Raw genomic sequence first — 24601 nt, forward strand, 5'->3', positions numbered from 1 at the left:
CTCTTATAGGAAAGTATAATGTAAAGATATGAGCACAGATAGGATTAAGGGGTCAATCTTATATGCTTTGCATATCCACGACAGGTACATAGCTGAAAAGGGAATTATTAGAATCTGTTTATGTAATTTTTAAGGAAAATGTTTTTCCTATTGTCGTATATGCAATATGGAGAAACAAAAAGCTAGGAGTGGATTTGTTTGATAAAAAACCCCAAGGTTTTAATATTAACTGCACATTACGGTAATGGTCATGTGCAAGTAGCAAAAACATTAGAACAGACATTTCGCCAAAAAGGAATTGAAGATGTTATTGTATGCGACTTGTTTGGAGAATCACATCCATTTATAACTGACATTACAAAATATCTATATTTAAAAAGTTATACAATAGGAAAAGAATTATATCGTTTGTTTTATTACGGGGTAGAAAAAATTTATGATAAGAAAATAGCATCTTGGTATGCGAACTTTGGAAGAAAACGTTTGAAAACACTGTTACAGGTGGAGAAACCAGATATTGTAATTAATACATTTCCAATTATTGCTGTACCAGAATTGAAAAAACAAACGGGGATTTCAATTCCTGTCTATAACGTATTAACGGATTTTTGCGTGCACAAAATATGGATTCATCGAGAAGTAGATCGTTATTTTGTTGCAACGGATTACGTGAAAGAATTGATGGTTGATATCGGTGTACCTGCGGAACAAATTGTTGAAACAGGAATTCCAATTCGGAGTAGTTTTGAGTTAAAGGTAAATTCAGACATCATATATAATAAATATCAGTTATGTAAGAATAAAAAGATTTTACTAATTGTAGCAGGTGCTCATGGGGTATTAGGAAATGTAAAAGAACTATGCCAATCATTTATGTCAGTGCCTAATTTACAAGTAGTTGTCGTTTGTGGAAAAAATGAAGCTTTAAAACATGATTTATTAAGTTTACAGAAGCAAAATTCCGATGCATTAAAAGTGTTTGGGTATGTTGAAAATATTGATGAATTATTCCGAGTTACTTCTTGTATGATTACGAAGCCAGGCGGAATAACATTAAGTGAAGCAGCAGCGTTGCAAGTACCTGTCATTTTATATAAGCCTGTTCCAGGACAAGAAAATGAAAATGCGATGTACTTTGAAAAAAAAGGAGCAGCAGTTGTCATTCGCGATGATAGTGAGGTTTTCGCAAAAACAGAGGCATTATTACAAGATGATGTGAAGCTTCTTCAAATGAAAGAAGCAATGAAAAGCATCTATCTTCCAGAGCCAGCTGGTCATATTGTAGATGCAATTTTGGCAGAAAATCATGCAGAACCGCGTCATATACCTATTAAATCACCTGCTCTTGCACAATCTTTTACTTAATATGAAACCCTCTTTGTATATGTAAAGAGGGTTCTTTGTTATTTTCAAAGAAAATTTAGCTACTTATCCACAAAAGGATTGCGCTTTCATTAAACAGTAAAGTCGGAATATTAACAACTATATCCACATTGTCCACAATTTTTAGAAAAATATCCACAATTAAAACAGTCGATATATGCTTGAATATAGAAAGATATTAAATGTTTTTGAAAATTACTAACAATTGCATCAGTTTTGTGGATAAAGTTGTCCACAGCAAAAAGGCCCCTTATGCATAAGCATAAGGGGCCTTTTTGCTTACTTCTATCAGTCGAGAAAATTATGTAATGAAAATGAATAATTAGGGGGGAAACTTCTAATTATTCATTTTCACTTTAAATGCTTTTCGAGCGATATCCTGCTGCACGATCTGCTTTTTGAAATTCGCGTTGATAGAGAACTTCTTGTGTACTAGATAATGTGTTTTTTGCTTTATCACGTTTCTTTTTATCCATTACAAATCACCTCGTGTCTTAAAGTTACTATTTATCGTTTCCAAAGACATGAGGGGATATACGCATATGGAAAATGTTAATGATTGATTATCATTTCAGAAAATTTAGATTATGCTTCTTTTAATTGATGAGCATCTTGGAAGGTTGTATCTCGCATTGTAGCAAGTGTGTATTGATCTTTTGGAATTTCATATAAGTTATATACTTCTTCGTTTGCGTTAATTTCATCATATACGGCTTTTCTTGTTTCATTTGCTAGATTCACATATTGCAGTTTTTCTGCAGCTTTAATAGAACGAATATTTATTTTACGAATACGCATGAAAATTGTTTCAATATCTAATTCATAGAAAAGTTCACTAAAAAATGAATCTTTTGCCAATTTATTATAGCCTTTTCCATGATATGGTTTGCCAAGCCATGTCCCGAGAAATCCAGCTTTTTCTTGCACATCAAATAAAGTAATTGTTCCGATAGGGTTACCCCATTCATCTAAAATTGTGCGTGAAATTAATTCACCACGCTCTTCAGCTTCAATCGTTTGTTTCGTTAAGAATAAATATTCTTCATAAGAATAAGCCTTTTGACGCACAAAAGGGAAGACAGCTGGATCCACCATTAACTCGTATAGAACGTGGCTGTCGTGTAAGTCGCGTTTTTTCAACATACTAACTCCTCCTCACACGAGGGTAGCATGACGAAAAAACACCCCACCCTCGAAATTTTTATATCAATCTTTAAAAAATTTCGGGGTGGGAATCGAACCCACTAGAACCAGTTTCTAACGCTGGTGGCGCACCATTTGCCTTCCCCATTCATCAATTTGAAAATGATAATCACGACACAAATTGATTATGGTTTCATTCAGTTTATAATCGTATAATACTTTATCTAGTCAAAAAAATAAACTAGTTTTTTTTATTTTTTTTGTAAATTATTTTTCCATCAATCATAGTTAGTACAGGCTTGGCTAAATAATGGAAAGGATGATGAGTCCATAACACGAGATCGGCGTCTTTTCCAACCTCGATGCTTCCAATTCTATTCTCTAACCGCAAATTTCGCGCTGGGAATATGGTGATTCCTTCTAGTGCTGTTTTCTCGTCTAACCCTTCTCTTACTGCGACAGCAGCACAAATATTTAAATACTGAATTGGTGTATAAGGATGGTCTGTTGTTATAGAAACTTCCACACCATTTTTGGATAATATATGGTAAGTATCCCATGTCTTGTTTTTTAGTTCGATTTTAGAACGGCGTGTCAGAGTGGGACCAACTGAAACTTTCAAATTGTGTTTCGAAAGCTCTTCAACAAGAAAGTGTCCTTCTGTACAATGTTCAATACGTAGATCGAGGTTGAATTCCGTTGCAAAGCGTAGCGCAGAACTAATATCATCTGCTCGATGGGCGTGGATACGTACGGGTATTTCACGACGTAATGCTTTTAAAATAGGAAGCATTCGAAAATCAGCTTCGTGCCCGTAGTGTTGTGCTTCATAGAATGATTCCCGAAGTAACCCCATAATCCCCATACGTGTTATGGATTCTTTTGTTCCATTACTATGGACTTTTTTAGGGTTTTCTCCAAAGGCAATCTTTAAACCAGCAGGTTCTTGAATAATCATATGATCAATACAAGTTCCAGCTGTTTTTATTACACAAGTAGTACCCCCGATAATATTTTGACTGCCAGGCATAACGTGAACGGTTGTAATTCCATTTTGTACAGCGTCTTGAAAGGCGATATCGAGAGGATGGATTCCATCTAAAGAACGAATATGTGGTGTTGAAACTTCAGATGTTTCATTGGCATCATTTCCAGCCCAACCAGTACCTTCATCATAGAGACCAAGGTGAGTATGGACATCAATAAAGCCAGGTAAGAGATGGAGTGCTCGTGCATCTATAACGGTCATATCTTGAGTAGGTTGAATAAAAGGTTTGACCTCGGTAATTCGCTCTCCTGTAACGAGTACATCACCTTGAAACTTTGGAGATGTAATAGGGTATACAATGGCTTGTTTGAGCAATATTTTCATAGGTACCTCATTTCTGTTACTTTATAATGCTAATGGAAGTTAAGGGAAAGTAACTGAAAGGTTATTTGTATGGTAATGCTTCGGATCCTAGAAAATGAAAGTTTTAAAAGGGCCCATGTAAAATTGTGTTTTAGAAGTACTACATTGTATGCGAAAGTATATTTTGTAATGCATGGTCTATTGCCGGAAATGTGTATTGGTATCCATGTTTAATTGCTTTACTAGGTAATACATGTTGCCCTTCTAGTACAAGTATGCTCATCTCACCTAATAAGGCGTGAAGCATAAATGAAGGGACAGGCAGCCAATGTGGTTTTCTCGTTGCAGCAGCGATGGTCTTTCCAAATTCCTTCATTCTTATAGGTGTTGGTGCTGTCATATTAAGAGGACCATCAATTTCTTTTTTGTGTATGATGAAATCCATCATACGAACGACATCGTCTATATGAATCCATGATAACCATTGTTTCCCAGAACCAATGGTGCCGCCGATATAGAATTGATAGGGAAGTAACATTTTTGGCAAGGCTCCGCCATCTGCACCTAATACAACGCCAAATCTTGTGTAAATTGTTCTTATTCCGAGAGAACATGCTTTAGCTGCTTCTTGTTCCCATAAAAATACTGTTTCTGCTAAAAAGTCATTTCCGGGAGTTTCTTGTTGCTCAGTAAAAGACTCTATTTCAGATGTTCCGTAGTATCCAATAGCACTTGCATTAATAAATGTATGTGGTTTTTTATGGAGTGCCTGCAATTGTTTAATGAGTCCTTTTGTTGTTTGAATTCTACTGTTTAAAATGGTTTTCTTTTGTTTCTTTGTCCATCTACTATTAATAGACTCTCCGGCTAGATTAATAACTACATCAATAGAAGAGAGGGGGAAGGTTTGTAAATCTGGTGTCCATTGAACATACTGAAGGTTAGGGTCGGAAGTTTCAGTAGTTTTTTTTCGTGTGAGGATGTAAACAGTATATCCTTTTTGAACAAAAAAAGTAGAAAGATATTTACCGATAAAGCCTGTACCACCAGAAATTGCGATTTTCACAAGTATTTCCTCCTCATTATATATATTCTTGAAAAGAAAAAATGTTCCTCGACTATGTTAAAATAATAGAGAGGTGAGAGTATGGCTGTCATTACAAAAATAGAAGTACAAAAACGATCGAAAGAACGATTTAATATTTATATTGATAAAGGCCAAGGTGAAGAGTACGGGTTTAGTGTGGATCAAGTAATCTTAATGAAACATGGATTACAAAAAGGCTTAGAAATTGATGAAATAGAGTTAGGAAATATTTTGTACAATGAAGAGGTACAAAAAGCATATTTACAAGCAATCTCCTATTTATCCTATCAAATGAGAACAAAACAAGAAATAGAAGATTTTTTACGAAAGAAAGAAGTGGGACAGGCCATCATCTCTGAAGTCGTTTCGAAATTATTACATGACCGATATATTAATGATAAAGAGTACGCTGTTTTATATACGCGAACGCAAAGTAATGTGAATCGAAAAGGTCCAACTGTTATTAAAAGAGAGTTGTTAAATAAAGGTGTTCAAGATTTACTTATTATGCACAGTTTACAAGAATATCCGAAGGAAAAGCAAATTGAGAATGCCTTGTTTCTCATAGAAAAGAAGAAAAAATCTTATCAAAAGCATTCTTTTTTACAAATGAAGCTAAAGTTAGATGAGATGCTTGTTCGAAAAGGATATTCTAGAGAAGTAATTCAAATTTGTTTGGAAGAATTGAAAGACGAAAGAGATGACGAAAAGCAACAAGAAGCGTTACACTATCATGGAAATAAATATTATGAGAAATATAAGAAGCATGATGGATGGACATTTGAAAACAAGATGAAACAAGCGTTATATCGAAAAGGATTCTCTATTGATGAAATTGAGATATTTTTGCAAATGAAACGCGAAGAGGAATGAGGAGAATAAGATGAATATGCCAAAACGCTACAGTGAAATGACACCGCATGAGCTAAGGGAAGAAATTGGCGCTTTGAAGGAGCAAGCAGTAAAAGCTGAGCAGCTTGGGATTGTCAATGAATTTGATGTATTAATGAGAAAAATGGCAATGGCTCGTGCTTATATGACGGATATAAACAAGTTCCGTATTGGTGAAATATATGAATTAGTAGAAGAACCTGGTGTATTATTTAAAATTACGTATTTCAATGGGGTATTTGCTTGGGGATATAAGCAAAATGATAATGAAGAGATTGGCATACCAATTTCCTTATTGCAAGAAAAATAAAAACCAGAGAGCACATATCTCTCTGGTTTTCATCTTTGGTAGGCGTTAAAGGAGATAGGAGATTCTAAAATTGGCGTTTTTTACATTCATTTGCCAATATAATGAGAGACTGGGTTTGTTGCGTCTGTCCGTTAACTTGCGCTTTCGCATGTTTTGGACGAGTCCACGTATGGTTAAATAATTCAGAACGACTATCTAAGCGATCACGGTAGCTCATCTTTATCACCTCGTGTAGGAAGTTAATTTAATTTGTACTACTCTTCCTGCTGATTTGCAGCACGCATACGTTCTTGTGGGTGCGTGTTAATTGTGCCGTTAGGTCGCTTCGAAGCGAAGCGTGATTTCGCTTTCGGCTGACCGTCGATTTTGCTGTTGTTTTTTGACTCAGACCAAAATTCGGCTTGTTTACCCATTGCGAACGCCCTCCTCCTCATCAGTTGATACCTCTTTAAGAAGTATCACTTATAGAATGTGCAAAACAGAAGAAACTATCCTTTAGAAATGAAGGGATAAATAGGTAAAAGGAGATTAGAACATGAATGATATTTATGAAGCATTAACGAATGAATTATTAGACAAGAATGACAAGCTTTCTTACGGACAAGCTCGTGCATGGGTTGAATTACTTTGGGAAGATTTTCAAACAACTTATGCAAAATCAGGGCGTTATCAAGGTGAGGAAATGACTGAGCAAGTGGTACGATCATGGATTAATAATCATGGTGTACGCCTTCATGAAATGCGTACAAACAATCCGAAGTATAGTCATTTAATTAATCAAGAAGATCATTTGAAACATTAAAAAAAGCGACTTGAGTCGCTTTTTTTAATGTGGAAGTAATTCCAGTTTTTTTCGAAGTTTTTCTTCACTAAAAATCCATCCTGTATAGGAACTAATAATATTTAAATTATGGTCGAGCTGAACAATCGCGACAAATGGATAATAATCTTTACTTCGATACCGTAAATCAATGAATCGTACTTCGTAATAATGATCATGATCAAAAATATCCCAGCGATATACAGGAGAGAAAGATAGGAAGGCCGAGATGTTTTCATCTTGTTTAGCTGCTCGCATAATATCATTGTCTGGGAACGGTACCCGATCGAACTTGTCATATATCATGATGTTACCACGGTGCCATCTCGCAACGTAGTAATAATCAGCTGTAACGACTGCTAAATGATAATGATAAAATCGGTAAGAAGGAGAAATGATAATCTTTTCGACATTTTTGAAACGTTTGTGTACAACGCTTCTTATATTTCTGTGCATCATAATTCGTCCGATATAGTAAACAATCATTAATATATATGCTGCTAAGGCAGTGTATCCTTTATGAGAACCGACGAGCATGCAAGCAATTGCAAGTATATGGATAAAGAAAATTACGGTATCGAATGTATTAATCACGCCGAGTGCGACCCATTTTTTTGTGAAAGGCCGTAATGCTTGTGTACCATAGGCGTTGAAAATATCTACAAAGACGTGAAGGAAGACTGCAATAAATGACCAAAGTAGTAGATGAAGATATGGAGCGTCTGAAAAGAAGGCGAAAGAGATGCCACTTATAAGGAATGACCAAAGAATTACCGCGGGAATGGAATGAGTAACTCCGCGATGATTTCTTATATATTTAGCGTTATTACGCAATTTTAAAACTGTGTCAATGTCAGGAATGTTGGAACCAGCAATTGTAGCAAGCATAACAGCTTGTGGGCCAATATCACTTTGTGCTATGGCTGGGTCTAATGTTGCTAAGCTACCTAAAGTGATACCCATAACAAGGTGAGTGGCTGTGTCCATAGAAATCCACCTCCGTTTTTTATTAATGTAACTCTTTTTATTCGATACCTCAAGTCCTTTGCCTTCAATTTCCTATGTCATCTTACTTAAATTTTTTCCTAAAATCTTTATAATAGTACTTATATGCAAAAAAATGAGGGGGATCAAGTTTGATACTTGAAATACTAAAAAATTTTAATATAGAGCAGTTTCAAAATGATTTAATTGGTTGGTTTGAAGAGGAGCAGCGCGACTTACCATGGAGAAAAAATAAAGATCCATACCGCGTTTGGGTTTCGGAAATTATGTTACAGCAAACAAGAGTAGAAGCTGTAAAACCATATTACGCAAATTTTATGGGGAAGTTTCCTACACTTGAAGCGTTAGCAAACGCAGATGATGAAGAAGTATTAAAAGCATGGGAAGGTTTAGGATATTATTCTAGAGCGCGAAATTTACACGCGGCTGTAAAAGAGGTAAAAGAAGTATATGGCGGAATAGTACCGAGTGATGTAAAGAAAATTGAAAAGTTAAAAGGAGTAGGACCATATACAAAAGGTGCTATTTTAAGTATCGCATATGGTATACCAGAGCCAGCAGTTGACGGAAATGTTATGCGTGTATTATCTCGCATTTTATCAGTATGGGATGACATTGCAAAACCAAAGACTAGAAAAGTGTTTGAAGAGATTGTGCGTGAAATTATTTCGAAAGAAAATCCATCTTATTTTAATCAAGGTTTGATGGAGTTAGGTGCATTGATTTGCATTCCAAAAAATCCATCTTGCTTACTTTGTCCTGTACGTGAGCATTGCAGGGGATATGCTGAAGGTGTTCAAAAAGAACTACCAGTAAAAAGTAAAGCGAAAGCTCCTACAATGGTACCGCTTGTTGCAGGAGTACTTCAAACTGAAGATGGTCGTTACGTTATTAATAAACGTCCAAGTAGCGGATTATTAGCTAATATGTGGGAGTTTCCGAATATTGAACTTGGCGAAGGAATTCGAAGTCAGAAAGAACAGCTTATAGATTATATGAAGGAAAAGTTTGAGCTTTCGATTTCTATTGATGAGTACGCAATGAATGTACAACATACATTTACTCATCGTACTTGGGATATATTTGTATTTTACGGAAAAGTAACCGGTGATATTGTTGAAACAGATACATTGAAACTTGTATCGAAAGAAGCATTTGAGCAGTTACCTTTCTCTAAATCGCATCGTACGATTTATGAGAGTTGTGTTGAGAAAATTACAATGCAATAAACAAAAAAGTGTTCCCTAAATTGGGAACACTTTTTTAATCGTAAGAAATTTTTGTCCCATGAGTCCAACTGGCATCACCTTCTTGTAAGCCGCCCCTTGATTCGATCTCTATTACAATTTCTTTATAAATACTTTGCCCTTCCGCATTTAAATAGGGCAAAATCTGTTGTAATGAATGATGAAAATAAGCTAATTCATCTTCTTTCCATTCATTTTTTGAAAGCATCGTTAGTTCAGTCATATCGCGTCCTATATACATATTTCCACCTCCATTTCCTATAGTTTGAATGAGTAACAAAAGTTATATGCGGAAATTTTAAAAAAGAAAATTACGGATAGCTTCTAAATAAATTGGTTACATTATTGGTTGTGGAGGTGAGAAAGATGAGTAAAAAACAACAAGGTTATAACAAAGCAACTTCTGGTGCTAGCATTCAAAGTACAAATGCTAGTTATGGTACAGAGTTTTCAACTGAAACAGATGTACAAGCTGTAAAACAAGCAAACGCACAATCAGAAGCAAAGAAAGCACAAGCTTCTGGTGCACAAAGTGCAAACGCTAGTTATGGTACAGAATTTGCAACTGAAACAGACGTGCATTCTGTGAAAAAACAAAATGCTAAGTCAGCTGCAAAACAATCACAATCTTCTAGCTCAAATCAGTAATGAAAGAAAAACACTTCTCCAATTCGAGAGAAGTGTTTTCTTTGTGTGCGGGTCATTGTAATGAAAAGAAAGTGAACGACATAACTTCTAATAAGTCAACAAATGTTGTCAAAGGAGAAGGAAGTTAAAGATTAGAAATATGTAATTAGGAATAATAACTGATGAATAAGTCCAAAAGGGGGTAAGTAATGAACGATTTTGATAAGTTGGTAGGGGAGCAATTAGAAACGATGGATGAGTTGTTAAAGTTACAAGCACATCTAGAGAAGTATCAACAAATTGAAATGAATGAAAAAGATACGTGCGATAAAAAAGAACTGCATTTTATCCGTCAGGAAATATATAGAACAGAAGTAGCGTTGAAGATGTTACATGAGAAATTTGAAGAACAAACGAATAGTGTAATCCAATCTTTTGCAACTGAAAAAATGATTTCAAATTTAGGATAAGATATATTATTGCCTTCAGGTGAAAAGTCCTTCAAATAGAGAGGGGCTTTTTCTATTACATGTCCTCGTTTATAAATAATACAGTACAATCCTTGTTTTCTGAGAAGATTGGGTATTATTGTATTCAACGATAAACCTCCTGCATATTCAGTGTGGAAAATAGAGTCTTATCCCTTTAGTTTTAAAATTTTGACAAAAAAGTTATAATAGAAGAAAAGTGAATGCCGTTCAAAGGGCATTTGCAGTTGAAAGAAGGGAGCATATATGGGATTTCCCAAAGAAGGAGAAAAAGTACAAATACATAGTTATAAACATAATGGCTCCATTCATAGAATGTGGGAAGAAACAACAATTTTAAAAGGGACACAGAGTCTTGTGATCGGAGCGAATGATCGTACAGTAGTTACAGAATCGGATGGCCGAACATGGATTACGCGTGAACCAGCAATTTGTTATTTTCATGCCAACTATTGGTTTAATGTGATTGGGATGCTTAGGGAAGAGGGCGTATATTATTATTGTAATTTAAGCTCCCCTTTTGCGTATGATTCTGAAGCATTAAAGTATATTGATTATGATTTAGATATTAAAGTGTATCCAGATATGACATATACGCTTCTAGATGAAGATGAGTATGAAAAACATAGTCAAATTATGCAGTATCCACCTGTTATCGATACAATTTTAAAACGAAATGTAGCACATTTAACACAGTGGATTCATCAAAGAAAAGGTCCGTTCGCACCAGACTTCGTAGATATGTGGTATGAACGATATTTAATGTACAGAAATTAAAACAAACCTGCAGGGGGCTTCCCGGCAGGTTTGTCCTATTAGAGGGGGGATTATGTGCAGGGCATAAAAAGATATTTACAATTTGTTAAACCATATCGATGGCTTATCGCTATTACAATTATTATTGGACTAGTTAAGTTTGGTATCCCACTTATTATGCCGTGGTTATTAAAGTATATTATCGATGATGTAATTCAAGGCGGAGGTTCACTTCAAGATAAAACATCTCAATTAATAACAGCGATTGGAATTGCTTTTTTTATTTTTGCGGTATTAAGACCACCGATTGAATATTATCGTCAATATTTCGCGCAGCGTATCGCAAATACAATACTGTATGATTTGCGGAAGTATATTTTCGGTCACTTACAAAAGTTAAGTTTACGTTATTACTCCAATACAAAAACAGGAGAGATTATTTCGCGTGTCATCCATGATGTAGAACAAACGAAGGATTTTGTAATTACTGGTTTGATGAACGTCTGGTTAGATACTGCAACAATTGCTATTGCCATCATTGTTATGTTTTCTATGAATATAAAATTAACATTTGTTGCGTTATTGATTTTACCTATTTATGTAATTGCAGTGAAATATTTTTTCGGACGTCTTCGGAAATTGACGAAAGAGCGTTCACAAGCGTTAGCGACGATGCAAGGGTATTTGCATGAACGTATTCAAGGAATGCAAGTGACACGTAGCTTTGCGTTAGAAGAGTATGAGGGGAAGCAGTTTGAAGAAAGAAATAATGAATTTTTAACGAAAGCATTAACCCATACAAGTTGGACGGCGAGAACATTCTCGGCAGTAAATACGTTAACAGACTTAGGTCCGTTACTTGTGATTGGTTTTGCAGCATATGAAGTAATTCAAGGGCAGTTAACGCTAGGGACGATGGTAGCTTTTGTTGGATATATGGATAGTTTATATAGTCCGCTTCGCCGCCTTGTTAATTCATCTACAACATTAACACAATCTTTTGCATCGATGGACCGTGTGTTTGAACTGTTAGATGAAAAATACGATATTGTTAATGTGCCAAATGCGGTACAAACGAAAAAATTAAATGGAGAAATTGTATTTGATAATGTTTCTTTTCGTTATAATGCAGATGAAAAAGAGATATTACACAACTTGTCATTAACTATGCAGCCTGGAGAGAAAGTAGCGCTTGTAGGAGCGAGTGGGGGAGGAAAGTCATCTCTTGCTAGTTTGATCCCGCGTTTCTATGATGTTTCTGAGGGAGCGGTTTATGTAGATGGGATAGATGTAAGAAAGTATAATATGAGAAATTTACGTAGTAATATTGGAATTGTACTGCAAGATAATTTATTGTTTAGCGATACAATTGGAGCTAATATATTATATGGAAATCCGAAAGCTACAGAGCAAGAAGTGATTGCAGCTGCCAAAGCTGCGCAAATTCATGATTTTATTATAGACTTACCAGATGGTTATAATACTGTCGTTGGAGAACGTGGTGTAAAGCTATCGGGCGGGCAAAGACAACGTGTGGCAATTGCACGAGTGTTTCTAAAGAATCCTTCGGTACTTATATTGGATGAAGCAACTTCGGCATTGGATTTAGAAAATGAAAGGTATATTCAAGAGGCGCTTCAGACGTTAGCTGCTGACAGGACGACGATTATAATCGCACATCGATTAGCGACGATTACGCATGTTGATACGATTATTTACATTGAAGAAGGTGAGATTAAAGAGACTGGTTCTCATGAAGAGTTAATGCAAAAAAAAGGATTTTATTACAATTTATATCAACTTCAACATATAACAGAAACAGCTCCTTTAGCATAAAAGGAGCTGTTTTTTTATTCGTCTTCTTTTTTATCATCGATTTGGAGTTCTTTTTCTGGTTTATGGTATGTGTAGAAGCTATCTACAAGTAAATCTAAATGCTCTACTTCTTCACTATAGTTAATAATGGAAGAAATAAGAGGGAAGAGATGTAACCATGTTTTATATGCTTCTTCATCGTCCTTATTTTGATATTCCATAAAGATATCAATTAATTCTTGTTTACCTGTTTCAACTTCATCAAGCATCTCAACAGACTGTTGTTTTTTTGCTTTACCAATAAATTTTAATAAAACTTGTTCATGATAATGCGTTAATGAGTCAAGTTCGTTTTGGATAGATTCCTGAAACTCTTCTGGCATGTAACGCAGTTCGTTTTCAGTACGGTGTAATGATTTTAACGTACTTAAAGCACGGCTTGTTGTCGCTAACATTTGTCTGAATAAAACGAGCTTACGAATTTTTGCGAACTTTACTTTTTTCGTGTAGCTTCTTTCTTCTTTATACAGCAAATAGTAATGGTTTAATTTGATCATTTTTTCTTTCATACGATCAATATCAGTTTTTAGCGTTGTAAAATCAGAAGCTTGCCTGCTATTCATTCGAATCCATTTTACAATTTCTTCAGTATTATCAACGATACGATGATAAAGTTTTGTTTCATATTTCGGCGGCATAAATACTAAATTTACAAGTGAAGCCGCAATAATACCAATCATAATCGTCGCAAAGCGAAGTAAGGCAAAACTAAAGAAATCTTCGCCTTGATACTCCATAATGGCGATAACTGTTACTAAAGCAATTGATATTGTGTTTTCTAATCGTAATTGCAGTGTAAGAGCAATTACTAATATACATGTTAATCCAATAATAAAAGGATTATGTCCAAAAGCAGTAGCAAATGCGATAGCAAATATCGCACCGATTACATTTGCTTGAATTTGTTCAAGTGCGGTTAAATAAGAACGGTATACAGACGGTTGAACAGCAAAGATAGCTGAAATTCCCGCAAATACCGGACTCGGTAATTGAAGTAAAATACAAGCAAATAAAGCTAACGTGATGGCAATACCCGTTTTTAAAATGCGAGCACCAAGTTTCATACCCTTAATAAGATCCTTTCTCTTGTCATAATGAATGTACAACATGATACTATACATTCATTACAATATGTTAGCAAGTGATATTTTAGTGACGTTAAAAGAAATTAGTATTCATTTTATCGCGCTAATTGTGAACAGTAAGATTCCCGCCTCTAAATTCAGTAGCTGGATGCCGGTAAACGCTCAATTGCTGTAGGCTAATTAAAGTTTCACTTTATAATTTTTCCTAATTTCTTTTAAACATCAGTTTTTAGTAAAAAGACCTGCTGGATTTCAGCAGGTCTCAAATTGTTACTATAGATTACTATGAGAAGTGTACTTCGTCAATTTTTTCTTAATAATGAAAATTACTCATGTTACTCTGTTGAGATAGATGGATCTGCCTGTTCTTTTTTCGGGATAATTTCAAAAAACTGGTTCTGTATATCATCTAATAACGGGGTTAACAAAGCAACTTCCTCGTATTGCTCATGCTCGTTTAGTACACGAATATAGTCTAGCAATAATTCAGTTACATCTTTCAAACCATTTTTACTAATTGGTTGTAATGTAACATTTGCACCTTTTGCGATTCTTCTTTTTAAGGCCTGTTCTGTTAAGCCTAAGTTTGAATCATGACGTAAATAAACAACACCGCCAGTCATGCCGGCGCAAATCCATGGACCAGGGTCACCTAAAACAAGCGCTCGCCCATTTGTCATATATTCAAAAGCAAACCCTTTAATATTGGAGTATGCCCCTATATTTCCGTGCTCTTTTTCACGGAGTGGTTTTGTTATTCTACCTCCAATTATCATGTCTGCCCCAGAAAGGCGAATGCCAGCGCGAGCATCAGCGTTCCCTTGCACGTATAGTGCCCCTTTTTGTGCACCATATCCAAATCCTTTTCCGACAGAACCGTTATAATATACTCCATCTTCTCCTTTTGCTTTCGTTATATAAATACCACCACCAAAGGAAGTTTTACCAATGCCATCTTGTGCGCCGCCATTTACGTGTATAAATAAATTTTCACTATTGTAAGCACCTAACCCATTTCCGGGAATAGAACCATTCGTATACTTTAATGTAAGTGGTTCAAGTTGAGTAGCTTCATATAGTTTACTGCGAACGCGATAACATGATTCTAGACCACCCATAACGCGTTGCTCTACACCGACGCCTACTAATTCTTTTGAGTCAGCGGAATGAACGGTTTTAAATTGTTTTTCCGGCACGTCTTCTGTTGTTGTAACAGATGGATGTTCTATTATTTGTAGTAAATTACATAAGTTTAATAAATTTTCGCCTCGAACTTGCTCTAATAAATCAGAACGCCCAACAATTGCTTGTAAATTTGTATATCCAAGCTGTCCTGTTAATCGTTGTAGTTCTACACCGAAAGAGGTGAATAAATTTAACAGGCCGGCAACTGCGCTTTCTAATTCGCGCGGAACGAAGCGGCGTAATCCGTGTTCTTTTGCTTGTGCTTCAGACTCGATTTGTGTCGCAATTCCAACATGGCAAGTATCTAGATGGCACCCACGGCAAGTAGTACAGCCGATTGCAATCATTGATAGTGTGCCAAATCCAATACGGTTTGCTCCGAGGAGCATGATTTTCAAGGCATCATTTACACTTCGAATACCACCATCTGCCCAAATCTCTACTTTATGTCTCATACTTGCTTCTAATAAAGCGTTGTGAGCGGCTTTAACACCAATTTCTACAGGAAGACCTACATGCTGCAATGCGTGAATACGTGCAGCACCTGTTCCGCCATCGAATCCGCTAATGTTAATAAAATCAGCACCAGCTTTGGCTATACCGACAGCAATTGTTCCGATATTAGGAACGACAGGGACTTTCACGGCTACTTTGGCAAGTTGATTAGCTGTTTTAATTTCTGTAATCATTTGAGCTAAATCTTCAATTGAATAAATATCATGGTTATTAGAAGGTGAAATTAAATCTGAGCCGATTGTCGCATTACGTGCTTCAGCTATTTTGGCTGTCACTTTTGAACCAGGTAAATGTCCACCTTCCCCAGGCTTTGCGCCTTGACCGATCTTGATTTCAATTAAGTTTGATGAGTTTAGTAGTTCGGCATTTACTCCAAATCGTCCAGATGCCACTTGTTGTCCACGTGTATGTGGGTATTTCCCAATCATATCTTTAATTTCGCCGCCTTCACCGTTCAAGCTAATCATATTTAGCTGATCGGCCGCTTCTGCATATGCGCGAAAGGCGATTTCGTTTTGAGAACCAAATGACATAGAACTAATAATAAATGGTAAATTATGATTTTCAATGCCGATAGATACTTCTTCAGTTGGAACGACATGTTTTGTTTGTTTCGTTTGAACAAGATGTCTGATTGCGATTGGATTATTCTCTTCTAGTTCACTTAACTTGTCACGGTAATCATCATAAGAATTTCCTTTTGCAACATCGCCAATTGCTTTCCAAATTCGCGGGAATATATGAAATGATTTTCGCATTCTAATTTTAGGATTGTTATAATCCTCTGCTCGTATTTTTGCATCTTCAGTAAGTGATTTAAGTGAAAAAGCTAAATCATTTGAACCGAAGAAATTTGTAATTTGTAATATATTTGCAATTTCCTCATGTAACCCAATAGATGAATAGAGACGTCCGTAACCACGTAACTCATGAATTCCAATTGTTGAAATGACTTTTTCTAGTCCTTTATTAAGTGCATTATACAGATTCGTAATTGGTATTTTTGTTCCATCATTTACAGTCGCGAATAATAAATATGGATTAATACTATCTGCTCCTAATCCATATAGCGTTACAATGTCATGTAAGGAGCGAAGGGCACCAGAACGTATAACGAGAGAACAATTGCGGCGTAATTTATTTTCACTTAATGCTTGATGTACTTTAGCGGTAACTAAATGTGGATCAATCCACAAGCGTTCATTTAGATGGGCTTTTGCGTCATCTAATACTAGTAGAGAAGCACCATTGTTAACAGCAGCTATCGCTTCAGAACTAATGCGGCTTAATGCACATTGCAGAGTTTCTGACGAGCTGAATGTAGCAGAGATTGTGGCGATAGAGTTATGAGTCATAAATAGCTCTATGAGTTGTTCATACGTAATTGTGTGTAATTCCTCTGCAATAGGTTGTGCCACGCTGCCTTCTAAAATAATTGGTGAAAGCATTTCAACTACAAATGGCTGTTTTGCGCCGCTTAATAAACTTGGACGCTCTCCAAGTACAGTACGTGTAGAGAAGTGTTCAATTTCACGGTCGCGGTCAATTGCTGGGTTTGTAACAACAGCTACACTTTCTTTAATAAAGTCAGCGATATTTCGTCTATCAGTATCGAGTGCGGCAAGTGGTGAGTCATGCCCAAGTGAGCGTATTGGCTCAACGCCTTTTGTTGCCATCTGTTCAAGGAGCTGAATATGTTCTCGGTCCCATCCGAAAGCGACGTATTGTTTCGTTTCAACTTGAACAGAATCACATAGCCCTTGGATTTTTTTCGTTTCAGGGATAGATAAATTTAAATGGTAATTGGTAGTATTAATTCGCTTTTTAAAACGGTTATATACTTGGATTTGATATTTGTCATATTCATAAAGAACAAGTTCATCTTGTTCATTCCATTTTAATCCTACTTTTTCTCCAGGAGCGAGTGGTTTTGGTTCTGCTACATATTTAGTTGGTGATACAACTCCAGGTTCAGAAGAGAAAATATAAGAGCTCTCTGTCTCTACTTTCCATACTGGGCGTAATCCAAGGGAATCAACACTGAAAACAGCTTCATCTTTAAAACGGGAAATGATGCCAGCTGGTCCTTGTGCAAAATGTCCCCATGCTTCACGTATATACGTATATAAATCTTGTAAAGGTGTTTCATAAAGTTTAATTTCATTAATAATTGGTGGGAATAGAATTTCCATTGCTTCAAATAAGCTGTAGTCGTATTGAACAAGTAGGGTTTCTAAGGTGCGGTTTAAATCTTGCGAGTCACTGCCTCCAGCAGTAAGTGGTACATCAATCATTTCAGCCTGATCGCGTAATTTTGCAATTGTGTTAATTTCACCATTATGTCCGAGAATGCTAAATGGTTGTACACGAAAAAAATTAGATAATGTATTAGTAGAGTAGCGGTTATGTCCTAATGTCATAGTTGAAGCGATAAGTGGATGTTGTAAATCATTATAGTAGGCAACAAGCGTATCACCAGCACCTAGAACTTTATATACAACATGATCACGACTTAATGAAGCAACATGAATTGCTTCGTTTTCCTCTATTTTTATTGTGACAGAAAATAATGTTTGCTCAATATTTGTAATTTCGTTTTCTGCGATAAGGGCAACTTGCCAAAATAAAGGTTCTTCTTGTTTGCCAAGTGGACCGAGTGCATCCGAGTTTGTTACATCATCACTTTCGAAAATGATTGTAAAGTTTTTGTTGTTTAATTGGGTACGAATATAATCTTTTAAGATAGTAATGTTTTCTTTTTTATTTAGAAAAAAATGTCCAACGATAAAGTGGGGATGATCCACAATCGTTGGATTATATCCGCTACTTTTTAGTTTTTCATTCCAAAGCGCTTTTGGTATATCAATGTGAATGCCGATGCCATCGCCCTCGCCATTAATGAAACCAGCTCTATGATTCATTTTGACGAGTGATTGAATGCAAAGGTCAATGTTTTCTTTTGTAGCAATTTTTCGTTTCTCCATAACGGAAACGATTCCACACGCATCGTGTTCTGCATTTCTATAATCTCGAAATAAAGACGGTGTCCATGTATTTTTTGTATTGAGCATCCGTCAATCCCCCCTCTTGTAAAAGTTAGAATAATCTTACTATTTAAGGTGCAAATCACCTTGTACACAGAGATAGTAATGCTGTAAAAGAATATAAAACAGATAATTATGAATAATTATACTATTAATACGGGATTTATGAAATAGAAAAAAGGAAAAAAGAAAGGTGAGCTTTCTTTTTTCCTTTTAATGACGGGATTATTTATTGTCTGCTAGGGCAGCAAATGCTCTGCCGACAGCTTCGATTGTATATTCAATATCTTCTTTTGTATGTTCTGTCGTTAAGAACCATGCCTCGTATTTAGAAGGTGCTAAGTTAACTCCTTCTTGAAGCATAAGCTTGAAGAATTTACCGAACATTTCACCGTCTGTATCTTGTGCGGCATCGTAATCTTCAATTGTATTTGTTGTGAAGTATACAGTTAAAGCTCCTTTTAGACGGTTTAATGTAATGTCGATATTATGTTTCGTTGCTTGCTCTAAAATTCCTTTTTCAAGCATTGCACCAAGTTCATCTAATTTCTCATAAAGTCCTTCTTGTTGAAGCACTTCTAGACAAGCGATACCTGATGCCATAGAAGCAGGGTTTCCTGCCATTGTACCAGCTTGGTATGCAGGTCCAAGCGGAGCAACTTGTTCCATAATTTCTTTCTTACCACCGTAAGCACCGATCGGTAAACCGCCGCCAATAACTTTACCAAGCGCTGTTAAGTCAGGTGTCACACCAAGTAAGTCTTGAGCACCACCGTACATAAAGCGGAAAGCAGTAATAACTTCATCGTAAATTACTAGTGCGCCAGCTTCGTGAACAAGTTCATTCACTTTTTCAAGGAATCCTGGTTTAGGCTCTACAATACCGAAGTTTCCAACAATCGGTTCTACAAGGATAGCTGCTACTTCATGACCCCATTTATCTAACGCCTCTTTTAAAGTTTCTACATTATTAAATGGAACGGTAATAACTTCTTGTGCGATACTTTGTGGTACACCAGCTGAGTCAGGAGTTCCTAAAGTAGAAGGGCCAGATCCAGCTGCCACAAGTACTAAATCAGAATGACCGTGGTAACAACCAGCAAATTTCATGATTTTTGTGCGACCTGTATAAGCACGAGCAACACGAATCGTTGTCATCACTGCTTCTGTACCAGAGTTTACGAAACGGACTTTATCTAATGCAGGCATTGCTTCTTTTAACATTTTTGCGAATTTTACCTCTAGCGCTGTTGGTGTTCCATAAAGTACCCCATTTTCAGCAGCTGTTGTAATTGCTTTTGTTATATGCGGATGAGCATGTCCAGTAATAATAGGACCGTATGCTGCTAAATAATCGATATATTTATTTCCGTCTACATCCCAGAAATAAGCGCCTTTCCCGCGTTCCATAGCAACAGGAGCGCCGCCGCCAACTGCTTTAAAAGAACGAGAAGGACTGTTAACACCGCCAACGATATGCTCTAAAGCTTCTTTATGTAATGCTTCTGACTTTGTGAATTTCACTACAATTCATCTCCTTACAAAAATCTATGTATTATTCTAACATGTTTTTCGAAAAGACGTATTGTTTGTGATAGCGAAGGCAGTTGGGTAAACTATTCGTTGTGACATTTAGGAGGGGGGTCCGATTATGAAATCGGTAATTGAGGTACAAGGGTTACGTAAAGAGTTTACAGCCTATTCAAGTCGTCCGGGCTTAAAGGGTGCATTTCGCGATTTATTAAATCGTAATTATAAAATAGTACCAGCAGTAAATGATGTATCTTTTACTGTAAAGCAAGGTGAAATGGTTGGTTATATCGGTGAGAACGGTGCTGGTAAATCAACAACAATTAAAATGCTTACGGGAATTTTGACTCCGACATCAGGGCAAATCACAGTAAATGGAATGAATCCACATAAACAAAGAGAAGAATTTGTAAGAACAATTGGTGTTGTCTTTGGACAGCGCTCACAACTTTGGTGGGATATTGCAGTCCAAGAATCGTTTCGTTTATTAAAGAAAGTGTATGGTGTATCAGACGCTCAGTATAAGGAGCATATGGAGCACGTAATTGAAACGTTAGATATAGGGCCTTTATTAGATAAACCAGTTCGAAAATTATCTCTTGGTCAAAGAATGCGTTGTGAATTAGCAGCAGCCTTAATTCATAATCCACCGTTATTATTTTTAGATGAGCCAACAATTGGGTTAGATGTACTTGTGAAATTGAAAATACGTGAATTTTTAAAAGAAATGAACGAACGTTATAAAACAACAATTTTATTAACTACTCATGATATTACGGATATTGAAGCTTTATGTGAGCGTGTTATCATGCTGGATGAAGGAAATATTATGTATGACGGTTCTTTAAATAATCTTCGTACGCAGTGGGGAGCAGAGAAGGAAATACACTTTCAGTTTGTTGCACCAGTTTCCTATCAGGCTTTATCAATGGTTATGCCAGATAATCATGTCGTTTGGTCGAAAGCGAAAGAGGAAAACGCATGGGTTGCAAAAATTCCGAATGAAGAAGTTATTATTTCAATGCTTATTTCTAAAGTAGTACAAGCATTTCAAATTAAAGATTTAAAAATTAACGAAGTGTCTACAGAGGAAATTATTCGTAACATTTATGAAGAAGGTATTACGCATGGGTAAGTATATTGAAATGATTCGAATTCGCTTTTTAATGATGCTTGCGTATCGCACAAACTATTATAGCGGGATTTTAATTTATACAATTAATATCGGCGCATATTATTTTTTGTGGCAAGCAATTTATAGCGGAAAAGAGAATATTGAAAGTTTATCTATTTCGCAAATGACTACGTATATCGCAATCGCGTGGATGGCACGTGCGTTTTATTTTAATAATATAGATAGAGAAATTGCGATGGAAATTCAAGAAGGCCGTGTGGCTGTAGAATTAATTCGTCCTTACAACTATTTAGGTATGAAAGTTATGCAAGGTCTTGGTGAGGGGATATTCCGTTTTGCATTCTTTTCCATCCCGGGCATGGTGATCGTTACGCTATTATTTTCATTGCAAATTACAACGAATTTTCAAACGTGGTTATATTTCTTCTTATCTTTAATATTTAGTTTTATTATTAATACACAAATTAATTTAATGACGGGAATGCTTACGTTTTTCCTATTTAATAATAGTGGAATTATGTATGCAAAACGCGTTGTTATTGATTTATTTTCAGGTCTATTATTACCAATTAGTTTTTATCCGTTATGGGCCCAAAAAGCAATGATGTTTTTACCGTTTCAGGCTATTAGTTATATTCCAAGTATGATTTTTTCTGAAGGTATACAGGGGAGTAAGTTGTATGAGGCTTTAGTATTTCAAGTGATTTGGGCAATTGTACTTATTATTCCAATTGTACTCATGTGGAGAACGGCGAGAAAACGTCTAATTGTACAAGGGGGATGATGAGATGCTATATATAAACTTATTTTTACAATATGCAAGTCAATATATAAAAACGAAATTGGAGTATCGAGGCGATTTTATCGTTGGTTTACTTTCTGATTTATCGCTTCAAGCAGTTAATTTAATATTTATTCTCGTTGTATTTGGGCATACACAAGCATTGAAGGGATGGAGTCGAGAAGAGGTAATCTTTATTTATGGTTTCTTTTTAGTACCATTTGCCATCTTTTCAGCTTTCTTTAATATATGGGATTTTAATGATCGATACATTATTAAAGGGGAGATGGATCGTGTATTAACGCGACCGATCCATAGCCTATTTCAAATTATATTAGAAAGAATGGAACTTGAATCTTTAATTGGAGCCATTACAGGGATTGTTGTAATGGGATATGCAGCTGTGGAGTTACAATTATCTTTTTACTGGTATGATTTCTTCTTATTTATATTGATGGTAGGAGGAGGAGCACTTGTATATGGAGGGATATTTGTTACGCTTGCGAGCCTTGGTTTTTGGTCGGATGCGAAAAGTTCAATTATGCCCCTTATGTATAACATAGGTAATTACGGGCGCTATCCTGTTAATATTTATAATCGTGTAATTCGTTTCATTTTAACGTTTGTTTTACCGTTCGCGTTTGTTGGAGTATATCCAGCAGCGTACTTTTTAAGAAAAACAGAATGGAATAGTTATGCATTCGCGACGCCACTTGTTGGTGTTATCTGTTTTACGATTGCAATCAACCTCTGGAACCAAGGGGTAAAAAGATACCGTGGCGCGGGTAATTAATTATAGAAGCTTGTTCGTTTCTAAGGGATAAATCAGTCCTCCACCTCATACATATAAAATGAGGTGGAGGACATGTTATGGGGATTTATTCTATTAATTGCAGCAATCGCTATTTTGAAAAGTGTCCAATTATTATGGAGTTCTTATTCAGATTCAACGCGTTTTTTTTCGCTGTATAATTTGGCCACATTATTTTTGATCTATACAACAGTACTGATCGCGTTTGGATTAAGTTACGTTGTATTAGAGGAAATGGGTTTCGCAGTTTTGAAAGAGGACGGAGAAAGTTTGAACGTTCATTCTTTTCAACTCGTTGAAGTTTGTTTATATTTTAGCGCAGTTACTTTATTGTCTGTTGGATATGGTGACATATCTCCGATTGGAATTGGGCGATGGATTGCAATTGCAGAAGCGCTAATTGGATATACACTCCCTTTTGCTTTTGTGATGAGGTCTGTAATACACAATGAAAAATAAGGAAGCATTTGTTATAGTAAAGGAAAAGAGTAGGAGTGATAACAATGATTACAGTAGGAGAAATGGCACCAGAATTCACATTAGAGGGAAGTAACGGAGAAGAAGTTAGCCTAGCTGATTTTCGCGGTAAAAATGTAGTTCTCTATTTTTACCCGAAAGATATGACGCCAGGATGTACAACTGAAGCATGTGATTTTCGTGATGCGTATGGAGTATTTCAAGAGAAGGATACGGTTATTCTTGGAGTAAGTCCTGATTCAGCGAATAGACATTTGAAATTCATTGAGAAACATGAATTACCATTTACACTTTTAGTAGATGAAGATCATAAAGTAGCAGAGTTATACGATGTTTGGAAGTTAAAAAAGAACTTTGGGAAAGAGTATATGGGAATCGAGCGTTCTACATTCCTTATTAATAAAGACGGTGAACTTGTAAAAGAGTGGCGTAAAGTGAAAGTGAAAGGACATATTGAGGATGTTCTTTCTTATATAAAATAAATCTACGTTGGAGATAAAATATGCAGAAACAAGGCAAGTGTCTATACATATTTTACTGCCTTACATAAAGTGGAAGTGTAGGGCATACCTCCTCAGATGATAGTATTCCAAGTGCGATTATGTCGCACTTTTTTCTATGTAATATATGAAGAAAAAGGGAAAGATACATAAAAACAAGTCCTGAATATAAAAATAAACCACATACTTATAGTAGAAATATTGACGATTTATAAGAAAAGGAGTACACTCTTTATAAGAATTATAAAATAATAATCCGTATAGAATCGGGGTGCATGACGGTGGTCAAAGAAGAATTAAAAGAAGCGCTAGAAATGCTGAAAAATACGGGTGTACGCATTACTCCACAGCGTCATGCTATTTTAGAGTACCTTGTGGAATCAATGACGCACCCAACAGCGGATGATATTTATAAAGCATTAGAAGGTAAGTTTCCAAATATGAGTGTTGCAACTGTCTATAATAACTTACGTGTGTTTAAAGAGGTTGGACTTGTAAAGGAATTAACTTATGGAGACGCTTCAAGTAGATTTGATTATGTTACAAGTCAACAT

At 35.9% G+C, this 24601-nt stretch carries 26 protein-coding genes (1 of these 26 only partly in view); 15 read left to right on the top strand and 11 right to left on the bottom strand.

Going from position 1 to position 24601, the window contains the following annotated elements; all coding sequences use genetic code 11:
* Positions 1–198 precede the first annotated feature (198 nt).
* Positions 199–1365 carry a diglucosyl diacylglycerol synthase gene (locus tag ACW0JX_RS02630; RefSeq protein WP_053565322.1) on the top strand — a complete coding sequence of 389 codons (1167 nt, stop codon included), beginning with the start codon at positions 199–201 and terminating at the stop codon, positions 1363–1365.
* Between the two features lie 374 nt (positions 1366–1739).
* Here the strand turns inward: ACW0JX_RS02630 and ACW0JX_RS02635 are convergent, their stop codons facing one another.
* The 4 genes from ACW0JX_RS02635 to ACW0JX_RS02650 all read right to left on the bottom strand — a co-directional run bounded on the left by ACW0JX_RS02635 (position 1740) and on the right by ACW0JX_RS02650 (position 4943).
* Positions 1740–1859, bottom strand: coding sequence for a YfhE family protein (locus ACW0JX_RS02635; protein WP_000358482.1), 120 nt, complete (start codon positions 1857–1859; stop codon positions 1740–1742).
* Between the two features lie 109 nt (positions 1860–1968).
* The gene (locus tag ACW0JX_RS02640; RefSeq protein ID WP_000914737.1) at positions 1969–2526 is read right to left on the bottom strand and encodes a GNAT family N-acetyltransferase; all 558 of its coding nucleotides are present in this window, start codon (positions 2524–2526) and stop codon (positions 1969–1971) included.
* A gap of 241 nt (positions 2527–2767) precedes the next feature.
* The gene (locus tag ACW0JX_RS02645) at positions 2768–3898 is read right to left on the bottom strand and encodes an amidohydrolase (protein ID WP_459245327.1); all 1131 of its coding nucleotides are present in this window, start codon (positions 3896–3898) and stop codon (positions 2768–2770) included.
* Between the two features lie 139 nt (positions 3899–4037).
* Entirely contained in the window at positions 4038–4943 is a 906-nt protein-coding gene (locus ACW0JX_RS02650; RefSeq protein ID WP_089170371.1) for a TIGR01777 family oxidoreductase, read from the bottom strand.
* An 81-nt stretch (positions 4944–5024) separates the two neighbouring features.
* Here ACW0JX_RS02650 and recX point away from each other — a divergent pair, with 81 nt between their 5' ends.
* Positions 5025–5837: a recombination regulator RecX gene (recX, locus tag ACW0JX_RS02655; protein WP_000268513.1), complete on the top strand. Its 813-nt coding sequence runs from the start codon at positions 5025–5027 to the stop codon at positions 5835–5837.
* Between the two features lie 10 nt (positions 5838–5847).
* On the top strand, positions 5848–6165 hold the full coding sequence (locus ACW0JX_RS02660; RefSeq protein ID WP_001057023.1) for a YfhH family protein: 318 nt from the start codon (positions 5848–5850) through the stop codon (positions 6163–6165).
* A gap of 64 nt (positions 6166–6229) precedes the next feature.
* Here the strand turns inward: ACW0JX_RS02660 and ACW0JX_RS02665 are convergent, their stop codons facing one another.
* Positions 6230–6382 (bottom strand): YpzG family protein, encoded by a 153-nt coding sequence (locus ACW0JX_RS02665; protein ID WP_000122093.1) that lies wholly within the window; start codon positions 6380–6382, stop codon positions 6230–6232.
* Positions 6383–6419: 37 nt separating this feature from the next.
* Positions 6420–6578 (bottom strand): small, acid-soluble spore protein K, encoded by a 159-nt coding sequence (locus ACW0JX_RS02670; protein WP_000517891.1) that lies wholly within the window; start codon positions 6576–6578, stop codon positions 6420–6422.
* A gap of 122 nt (positions 6579–6700) precedes the next feature.
* Between ACW0JX_RS02670 and ACW0JX_RS02675 the strand changes: the two genes are divergently transcribed.
* Positions 6701–6967 (top strand): YfhJ family protein, encoded by a 267-nt coding sequence (locus ACW0JX_RS02675; protein WP_089170372.1) that lies wholly within the window; start codon positions 6701–6703, stop codon positions 6965–6967.
* Between the two features lie 24 nt (positions 6968–6991).
* Here the strand turns inward: ACW0JX_RS02675 and ACW0JX_RS02680 are convergent, their stop codons facing one another.
* The gene (locus ACW0JX_RS02680) at positions 6992–7972 is read right to left on the bottom strand and encodes a metal-dependent hydrolase (RefSeq protein ID WP_000379115.1); all 981 of its coding nucleotides are present in this window, start codon (positions 7970–7972) and stop codon (positions 6992–6994) included.
* A gap of 149 nt (positions 7973–8121) precedes the next feature.
* Between ACW0JX_RS02680 and mutY the strand changes: the two genes are divergently transcribed.
* The gene (gene mutY / locus ACW0JX_RS02685) at positions 8122–9219 is read left to right on the top strand and encodes an A/G-specific adenine glycosylase (RefSeq protein WP_459245328.1); all 1098 of its coding nucleotides are present in this window, start codon (positions 8122–8124) and stop codon (positions 9217–9219) included.
* A gap of 34 nt (positions 9220–9253) precedes the next feature.
* Here mutY and ACW0JX_RS02690 read toward each other — a convergent pair whose 3' ends face one another.
* Positions 9254–9478 (bottom strand): hypothetical protein, encoded by a 225-nt coding sequence (locus ACW0JX_RS02690; RefSeq protein ID WP_000275439.1) that lies wholly within the window; start codon positions 9476–9478, stop codon positions 9254–9256.
* Between the two features lie 125 nt (positions 9479–9603).
* Between ACW0JX_RS02690 and ACW0JX_RS02695 the strand changes: the two genes are divergently transcribed.
* The 4 genes from ACW0JX_RS02695 to ACW0JX_RS02710 all read left to right on the top strand — a co-directional run bounded on the left by ACW0JX_RS02695 (position 9604) and on the right by ACW0JX_RS02710 (position 12944).
* Positions 9604–9885, top strand: coding sequence for a gamma-type small acid-soluble spore protein (locus ACW0JX_RS02695; protein WP_000039046.1), 282 nt, complete (start codon positions 9604–9606; stop codon positions 9883–9885).
* A gap of 188 nt (positions 9886–10073) precedes the next feature.
* Positions 10074–10334 carry a YgaB family protein gene (locus ACW0JX_RS02700; RefSeq protein ID WP_000997575.1) on the top strand — a complete coding sequence of 87 codons (261 nt, stop codon included), beginning with the start codon at positions 10074–10076 and terminating at the stop codon, positions 10332–10334.
* 264 nt (positions 10335–10598) lie between these two features.
* Entirely contained in the window at positions 10599–11129 is a 531-nt protein-coding gene (ntdP, locus tag ACW0JX_RS02705) for a nucleoside tri-diphosphate phosphatase (protein ID WP_000506627.1), read from the top strand.
* A 54-nt stretch (positions 11130–11183) separates the two neighbouring features.
* A complete protein-coding gene (locus ACW0JX_RS02710; protein ID WP_459245329.1) occupies positions 11184–12944 on the top strand; it encodes an ABC transporter ATP-binding protein in 1761 nt (586 codons plus the stop codon).
* Positions 12945–12958: 14 nt separating this feature from the next.
* Here the strand turns inward: ACW0JX_RS02710 and ACW0JX_RS02715 are convergent, their stop codons facing one another.
* The 3 genes from ACW0JX_RS02715 to hemL form a co-directional block, all read right to left on the bottom strand.
* Positions 12959–14047 carry an aromatic acid exporter family protein gene (locus ACW0JX_RS02715; protein WP_000765787.1) on the bottom strand — a complete coding sequence of 363 codons (1089 nt, stop codon included), beginning with the start codon at positions 14045–14047 and terminating at the stop codon, positions 12959–12961.
* Positions 14048–14403: 356 nt separating this feature from the next.
* Complete coding sequence (locus ACW0JX_RS02720; RefSeq protein WP_459245330.1) at positions 14404–18840, bottom strand: glutamate synthase-related protein; 4437 nt, start codon at positions 18838–18840, stop codon at positions 14404–14406.
* Positions 18841–19038: 198 nt separating this feature from the next.
* The gene (hemL, locus tag ACW0JX_RS02725) at positions 19039–20337 is read right to left on the bottom strand and encodes a glutamate-1-semialdehyde-2,1-aminomutase (RefSeq protein WP_000673245.1); all 1299 of its coding nucleotides are present in this window, start codon (positions 20335–20337) and stop codon (positions 19039–19041) included.
* Positions 20338–20464: 127 nt separating this feature from the next.
* On the opposite strand from hemL, the gene ACW0JX_RS02730 reads away from it, so the two are divergent.
* The 6 genes from ACW0JX_RS02730 to perR all read left to right on the top strand — a co-directional run.
* Positions 20465–21478: an ABC transporter ATP-binding protein gene (locus tag ACW0JX_RS02730; protein WP_000843655.1), complete on the top strand. Its 1014-nt coding sequence runs from the start codon at positions 20465–20467 to the stop codon at positions 21476–21478.
* Positions 21471–22262, top strand: coding sequence for an ABC transporter permease (locus tag ACW0JX_RS02735; RefSeq protein ID WP_000521519.1), 792 nt, complete (start codon positions 21471–21473; stop codon positions 22260–22262). Before ACW0JX_RS02730 ends, ACW0JX_RS02735 begins: the two co-directional genes overlap by 8 nt.
* Before the next feature lie 4 nt (positions 22263–22266).
* On the top strand, positions 22267–23052 hold the full coding sequence (locus ACW0JX_RS02740; RefSeq protein ID WP_000965774.1) for an ABC transporter permease: 786 nt from the start codon (positions 22267–22269) through the stop codon (positions 23050–23052).
* A gap of 72 nt (positions 23053–23124) precedes the next feature.
* Positions 23125–23529 carry an ion channel gene (locus ACW0JX_RS02745; RefSeq protein WP_459245331.1) on the top strand — a complete coding sequence of 135 codons (405 nt, stop codon included), beginning with the start codon at positions 23125–23127 and terminating at the stop codon, positions 23527–23529.
* Between the two features lie 44 nt (positions 23530–23573).
* Positions 23574–24029 (top strand): thioredoxin-dependent thiol peroxidase, encoded by a 456-nt coding sequence (gene bcp / locus ACW0JX_RS02750; protein ID WP_000633711.1) that lies wholly within the window; start codon positions 23574–23576, stop codon positions 24027–24029.
* Between the two features lie 299 nt (positions 24030–24328).
* A protein-coding gene (gene perR, locus ACW0JX_RS02755) for a peroxide-responsive transcriptional repressor PerR (RefSeq protein WP_000237829.1) crosses the window boundary here: on the top strand, positions 24329–24601 show its 5' portion. Its footprint extends 156 nt past the window's final position; 273 of the gene's 429 nt are visible here — the first part of the coding sequence; its start codon is at positions 24329–24331; its stop codon lies off the right edge, out of view.

Source organism: Bacillus sp. C-3-6 (genome assembly GCF_054509685.1).

Bases quoted from the DNA above. Each gene is read 5' to 3' on its own strand.
- ACW0JX_RS02635 (WP_000358482.1), bottom strand. From the start codon at position 1,859: ATGGATAAAAAGAAACGTGATAAAGCAAAAAACACATTATCTAGTACA.
- ACW0JX_RS02640 (WP_000914737.1), bottom strand. From the start codon at position 2,526: ATGTTGAAAAAACGCGACTTACACGACAGCCACGTTCTATACGAGTTA.
- ACW0JX_RS02645 (WP_459245327.1), bottom strand. From the start codon at position 3,898: ATGAAAATATTGCTCAAACAAGCCATTGTATACCCTATTACATCTCCA.
- recX (WP_000268513.1), top strand. From the start codon at position 5,025: ATGGCTGTCATTACAAAAATAGAAGTACAAAAACGATCGAAAGAACGA.
- ACW0JX_RS02660 (WP_001057023.1), top strand. From the start codon at position 5,848: ATGAATATGCCAAAACGCTACAGTGAAATGACACCGCATGAGCTAAGG.
- ACW0JX_RS02665 (WP_000122093.1), bottom strand. From the start codon at position 6,382: ATGAGCTACCGTGATCGCTTAGATAGTCGTTCTGAATTATTTAACCAT.
- ACW0JX_RS02670 (WP_000517891.1), bottom strand. From the start codon at position 6,578: ATGGGTAAACAAGCCGAATTTTGGTCTGAGTCAAAAAACAACAGCAAA.
- ACW0JX_RS02675 (WP_089170372.1), top strand. From the start codon at position 6,701: ATGAATGATATTTATGAAGCATTAACGAATGAATTATTAGACAAGAAT.
- ACW0JX_RS02680 (WP_000379115.1), bottom strand. From the start codon at position 7,972: ATGGACACAGCCACTCACCTTGTTATGGGTATCACTTTAGGTAGCTTA.
- ACW0JX_RS02690 (WP_000275439.1), bottom strand. From the start codon at position 9,478: ATGTATATAGGACGCGATATGACTGAACTAACGATGCTTTCAAAAAAT.
- ACW0JX_RS02695 (WP_000039046.1), top strand. From the start codon at position 9,604: ATGAGTAAAAAACAACAAGGTTATAACAAAGCAACTTCTGGTGCTAGC.
- ACW0JX_RS02700 (WP_000997575.1), top strand. From the start codon at position 10,074: ATGAACGATTTTGATAAGTTGGTAGGGGAGCAATTAGAAACGATGGAT.
- ntdP (WP_000506627.1), top strand. From the start codon at position 10,599: ATGGGATTTCCCAAAGAAGGAGAAAAAGTACAAATACATAGTTATAAA.
- ACW0JX_RS02715 (WP_000765787.1), bottom strand. From the start codon at position 14,047: ATGAAACTTGGTGCTCGCATTTTAAAAACGGGTATTGCCATCACGTTA.
- ACW0JX_RS02720 (WP_459245330.1), bottom strand. From the start codon at position 18,840: ATGCTCAATACAAAAAATACATGGACACCGTCTTTATTTCGAGATTAT.
- ACW0JX_RS02730 (WP_000843655.1), top strand. From the start codon at position 20,465: ATGAAATCGGTAATTGAGGTACAAGGGTTACGTAAAGAGTTTACAGCC.
- ACW0JX_RS02735 (WP_000521519.1), top strand. From the start codon at position 21,471: ATGGGTAAGTATATTGAAATGATTCGAATTCGCTTTTTAATGATGCTT.
- ACW0JX_RS02740 (WP_000965774.1), top strand. From the start codon at position 22,267: ATGCTATATATAAACTTATTTTTACAATATGCAAGTCAATATATAAAA.
- ACW0JX_RS02745 (WP_459245331.1), top strand. From the start codon at position 23,125: ATGTTATGGGGATTTATTCTATTAATTGCAGCAATCGCTATTTTGAAA.
- bcp (WP_000633711.1), top strand. From the start codon at position 23,574: ATGATTACAGTAGGAGAAATGGCACCAGAATTCACATTAGAGGGAAGT.